Here is a 5,292-nt window from a genome sequence, read left to right as displayed (position 1 = left end):
GTATCAGGTTGCGCGAATGTGTCCTGCCTGTCAACGCCGTCGCCGCCGGCCGTCGACGGACGGTGCCTGCCGTGCGCCGACCGCCGGCCGACGGCGGCCCACCGGTCGGCGGCGGGCCCGTGCCAGGATGGACGACATGGCGGGGGGACCGGTGGCGTTCGTGCTCGGCGGCGGGGGAGTGCTCGGCGCGGTCGAGGTCGGCATGTTGCGTGCCCTGTTCCGGGCCGGCATCCAACCCGACATGGTCCTCGGCACCTCGATCGGCGCGGTCAACGGCGCGCTGGTCGCCGCGGACCCGTCCGAGGCGGTGACCGACCGGCTGGTCCGGCTCTGGGCCTCACCCGAGGCGAGCGAGGTGTACGGCGACTCGGTCGCCCGGCAGCTGCGCCGTTTCGCCGCCCGCACCCACCTGCACTCGCCCCGGCCGCTGCGCCGCCTGTTGGAGACCGAGCTGGGGGTGGACACCACCTTCGCCGATCTGCGGGTGCCGTTCCGGTGCTGCGCCGCCCACATCGAGCGGGCCGCCGAGCACTGGTTCGACAGTGGTCCGGTGGTGCCGGCGGTGATGGCGTCGGCCTCGGTGCCGGGCCTGCTTCCGCCGATGGAGATCGACGGCGCGCACTACGTGGACGGCGGGATTGTCAACTCCATCCCCATCGGCGAGGCGGTGGCCGTCGGCGCCCGCCGGATCTACGTCCTCCAGGTCGGTCGGATCGAACGGGAGCTGACTCCACCCCGTCGGCCGTGGGAGATCGCGCAGGTCGCATTCGAGATATCCCGCCGGCACCGCTTCTTCCGGGAGTTGGCGGCTCTGCCGGAGGGGGTGGAGGTGCACGTCCTGCCGACCGGCGGGCTCAACCCCCGCGACGACACGCCGTGGGCGTACCGGGACATGGCGGCGGTGGGACGGCGGATCAGTCGCGCGTACACGGCCTCCCGGCGCTACCTCGCCGCCCACCAGGAGCGTTGATGCCGTTACCTCCACGGTGGCTGCGTCGGTTGCTGTTCGCGCCCGCCGTCGTCCTGCTCGCCTTCCTCGTGGTCACCACGTTGCCGATCTGGGCGCTGCTGGCCGCAGCCGCGTCGCCGCTGGTCCCGGGCCGGTTGCGTCCACTGCGACTGCTCTGGATCGGCTGCTTCTACCTGGTCTGGGATGCTGCCGCGCTGCTCGCGCTCTTCGTGCTCTGGGTCGTCTCCGGTTTCGGCTGGCGGACCCGGTCGCCGGCCTTCCAGCGCGCGCACTACGTGTTGGCCGGCTGGTTCCTGCGGGTGCTGTTCTGGCAGGCGCGTTGGACACTGCGGTTGAGCATCGACGTGGTGGGCACCGACCCGGACACTGCGCTGCCCGGCCGGCCCGAGCTGGTGCTCTGTCGGCACGCCGGGCCGGGCGACTCGTTCATCCTGATCCACGGGCTGGTCAACTGGTTCCACCGGGAGCCTCGGATCGTCCTCAAGGACAGCCTCCAGTGGGATCCGGCGATCGACGTGCTGCTCAACCGGCTGCCCAACCGGTTCATCGCGCCGACTCCGGAGCGCGGCGAGGAGACGGTACGCCAGGTCGGGCACCTCGCCACCGGCCTGGACGACAACGACGCGTTCGTGATCTTCCCCGAGGGCGGCAACTTCACCCCCCGGCGACGGCTGCGCGCCATCGCCCGGTTGCGCTCCCTCGGCCTGGAACGGATGGCCCTGCGCGCCGAGCGGATGCGCCACGTGCTCGCCCCGCAGCCCGGTGGGATGCTCGCCGCGCTGGACGCCGCACCCGACGCCGGGGTCATCTTCGTCGCCCACACCGGTCTGGACCGGATGCTCACCGTCGCCGACGTGTGGCGGGAACTGCCGATGGACAAGCGGATCGTCATGCGGTTCTGGTCCGTGCCGCCGGAGGACGTACCGACCGGACGGCAGCAACGCATCGACTGGCTCTTCGACTGGTGGGCGCAGATTGATGCCTGGATCGCCGCTAATCGGTAAATGTCCGCGTAGGGTGCGGGCGTGGACGAGATCTGCGTGGTGACAACGGTGGTGGACGCGCGTTCGGTCGCCGACGTGCTGGCGGCTGCGGCCGTCGCCGGCAGGCTCGCCGCCTGCGCCCAGGTGGGTGGTCAGGTGGACAGCACCTACTGGTGGCGGTCCGGGATGGAGACGAGCACCGAGTGGTCGGTGCAGTTCAAGACCGCACCGGATCGGCTCACCGCGTTGCTGGATCAGATCCGGGTCAGCCACCCGTACGAGGTGCCGGAGATCCTGGTGTCCAGGGTGGAGAGCGGGAACCCCGACTACGCCACCTGGGTGTACGAGCACACCCGATCCTGAGTACGCGCACTCTGGGTCCCGCCCCGGTCCGTTGTCGATGATGACCCGGTGGACGACACCCGTTACCCCTGCCCCGCCTGCGGCGCACCGGCCGATCTGAGCGCCGGATGCTCCGGCTGCCGGCGCGCACCCGACCCGATCGCCGCCGAGGTGGTTCGGCTGAGCCGGGAGGTCGCCGAGCTTGAGCCGCAGGTGGAGCGGGCTCGTCGCACGTACACCGAGCTGGCCGGACGGCTGTCGACAGTGTCCGGGCGACGAGCCGAACTGGCCGCGGTCGTCCGCGCCGGGCTGGCGGCCTCGGTCGTGGCGCGCCCGGTGCCTGCCGCCGGACCGGCGCCGTTCATCGGCCCCGGCCCCGGCGTCGCGACGGGTTCGCGGCCGGGTGCGGCGGAAACCTCGACCCGGACGGTCCAGGGTCTGCTCTTCGTCCTCGGTGGACTCCTGCTGGGCACCGCGGCGGTGGTGTTCACCGCGGTCGCCTGGGCGGCGGTGGGGGTCACCGGCCGGGCGTTGATTCTGGCGGCGTTCACCGCGCTCGCGCTGGGCGTACCGCTGCTGGCGGTCCGCCGAGGGCTGCGCGGCACGGCGGAGACGTTCGCCGCGGTGGGGTTGCTGCTGGTGGTGCTGGACGGTTACGCGGCCTGGTCGGTGGACCTGGCCGGCGTGACCGGCTGGCCGGGCAGCCGGTACGCCGCGCTGGTCGGGGGGGCCAGCGCGGCGGTCGCCGTGGCGTACGGCCGGTGGAGCGGGTTGACGGGGCCCTGGTTCGCCGCCCTGGTGGCCGCCCAGCCGGCGTTGCCGCTGCTCGCCGCCGAGGCCGGGCTGGGTGCGGCGGGGTGGGCGTTGGTCCTGCTCGGGGTGGCGTCGCTGAACCTGGCCGTGCTGGCCGCGCTGCGTGGCCGGGGAGGGGCGGCGCAGCTCGTCGGCCGGGTGTTGGCCGGCGCCGGTCACGTCGCCGCGTTGGTGGGCGCTTCGGCGTGCGCGGTGGTGCCGCTGGTCGGTGGGCGGGCGGGGGGCTCGCCACTGCTGGCCGGGGTACCGCTGTTGCTGGTCGCGCTGACCGGGTTCGGCGCGGCCTGGCTCGTCGGGGGGCGGGCGCTGCGGGCGGTGGCGGCAGGGCTGCTGGTGCCGGTGCTCGCCGCCGCCCTGCTGCGTCCGGTGGCGGAGCTGCGGCCGTCAGTGCTGCTGCTCGCGGCGGCGACTGTGGCGCTGGGGATGGCCGCCGCCGTGCGGTTCCTGCCGGCGGCGGTGGACGGTGGCGGCGGTTGGCGGACCGGCCCGCGGGCCGGCGCGCTGTTCGTCGCGGCCGGCACGGCGCAGGTCACCGTGTTGATCACCGTCGGGCTGGCGGTCGCCGCCGTCAGCCGGTCGTTTCCGGCCTGGGGCGGGGCTGGGACGGGGCCGGACCTGAGCTGGGGTTGGCAGCTGGCACCGGCGGTGGCACTGACGATCGGTGCCACGGCGCTGCTGCTCCCGGCCAGCACGCGGGCGGTGTTCGCCACGACCGGCGCGGTGGCGGTGCTGTTCGCCGTACCCGCCGGCTGGACGGCCTCCTGGCCTCAGGTGGTGGCCATCGACCTGGTCGGCGGGGTCGCGTTGCTGTTCGCCGTACTGGCCCGTCCGACCACCGCGCCGGTCGCCCTGCGCTCGCGGGCGCTCGGCGGTGCCGTCCTGCTCGGGCACGGGCTGCTGGTCGCCCTGGCCGCCCCGGCCGGTGCCCTGGTGGCGCTCGGCGTGCTCGCCGTGGTCGGGCTGGCGCTGGCCGTCCGACAGGGGCCCGGCGCGTACCGGGAGGTGGCCGGCGCGGGTCTGCTGGTCGGGCAGCTCGCGCTGCCACCGATCGCGGCGGTGGCGACGTTCGCCGTGGGCGGGCCGCCCTGGTGGCAGGCCCGGCTCGCCCTGGCCGCCGCCGGGTTGTCGCTGGTCGCGGCGCTCGCGGTCCGTCGCCACCGGGTGGAGCTGATCGGGTACGCGGTGACCGGCGGCGTCGCCGCGGTGACCGTGCCCGGCCTCGCGCCGCTGGTCGCGGCGGGTGACGAACCGCTCGCGCCGTACGCGGCGCTGGCCGCGTTGGGTGTCGCGTTCGTCGCCGGCTGGCTGCCGTCGGCGAGCGCCTCCGGCCAGGCGGCCCTCGGGGAGCGGCCGGCGGTTGACGGGCGCGGCTCGGCCCGGTCGGCGTTGTTGCTGGCGGCCGGCGGAACGCTGGCGGTGGTCGCCGTCCTGGCGGCCCTGCCGACAGTGCTGACCGCGCTCGGGTCGCCCCACGGCGGCTGGAACCGGGTGTGGTCGGGGGCGCCCACCGTCGTCGCCGACCCGACGGTGCTCCCGGTCGGGTTCGCGCTGGTCGTGCTGGCGGTGGCCGGTGCGCTGGCCGGTCGGCGGGTCGGCCTGCCGGTGCCGGCCGCGCTGCCATTCGTCGCGGCGGCGCTGCCGGTCCTGCTCATCGCGATCGGCGCGCCGTGGCCGGTGCTGCCGGCGGCCGTTCTGCTCGCCGGCCTGGCGGTGCTGCTGTTCACCGCGCTGGCCGCCGCCCGCCCGGCGCTCACACCGGTCGCCGTGCCAGTGGGCGTGGTGCTGGTGGCCTCCGGTGTGCTCGGCCTGCTGGCCACCCGGGCCGGGACGCTTGCCGCCGAGGGGGCGCTGCTGGTGGCGGCGGTCGCGGTCGCCGCCGACGCGCGCCGGTTCGAGGTACGGGTCGCCGGCTGTCTCGCCGCCGTGGGCGCGGCGTCCGCGTTGGCGGCGACCGCGCCCCTCGCCGGTGGACTGCCCCTGCGGGCTGCCTCGTATCCACTGCTGGGGGTGGCCGCGTTGGCGCTGGCCGCCGCGGCGGTCACCCCGGCGCGGGTCCGGCTGGGACGGGTGCTGGACGCCGCCGCGCAGGCCCACCCGCCCTGGATGCGGCTGCGGGAGGCCCGGTAGCCGTCCCACGCGTCCATGCTCGCCGCCCCGTTCGCGTCGAGCTGCTGGGCGAAGAAG

4 protein-coding genes are annotated in these 5,292 nt (G+C 75.3%); all 4 read left to right on the top strand.

The features are described from left to right. Window positions 1-136: 136 nt before the first annotated feature. Genes ABZ749_RS28710 through ABZ749_RS28695 form a run of 4 tightly spaced genes read left to right on the top strand, consistent with a single transcriptional unit; the run spans window position 137 to window position 5,235 of the window. Window positions 137-970 carry a patatin-like phospholipase family protein gene (locus tag ABZ749_RS28710; protein WP_355008125.1) on the top strand — a complete coding sequence of 278 codons (834 nt, stop codon included), beginning with the start codon at window positions 137-139 and terminating at the stop codon, window positions 968-970. Next, window positions 970-1,974, top strand: a complete 1,005-nt coding sequence (locus ABZ749_RS28705) for a 1-acyl-sn-glycerol-3-phosphate acyltransferase (RefSeq protein WP_355008124.1) — start codon at window positions 970-972, stop codon at window positions 1,972-1,974. Before ABZ749_RS28710 ends, ABZ749_RS28705 begins: the two co-directional genes overlap by 1 nt. A gap of 21 nt (window positions 1,975-1,995) precedes the next feature. Beyond that, entirely contained in the window at window positions 1,996-2,316 is a 321-nt protein-coding gene (gene cutA, locus ABZ749_RS28700; protein WP_091406014.1) for a divalent-cation tolerance protein CutA, read from the top strand. Window positions 2,317-2,364: 48 nt separating this feature from the next. Then, on the top strand, window positions 2,365-5,235 hold the full coding sequence (locus ABZ749_RS28695; RefSeq protein ID WP_357233262.1) for a hypothetical protein: 2,871 nt from the start codon (window positions 2,365-2,367) through the stop codon (window positions 5,233-5,235). Window positions 5,236-5,292: the final 57 nt, after the last annotated feature.

The sequence above is a fragment of the Micromonospora sp. NPDC047753 genome (assembly GCF_040642735.1).
GTDB lineage: Bacteria > Actinomycetota > Actinomycetes > Mycobacteriales > Micromonosporaceae > Micromonospora.
This window is presented reverse-complemented; position numbering and strand designations above follow the sequence as displayed.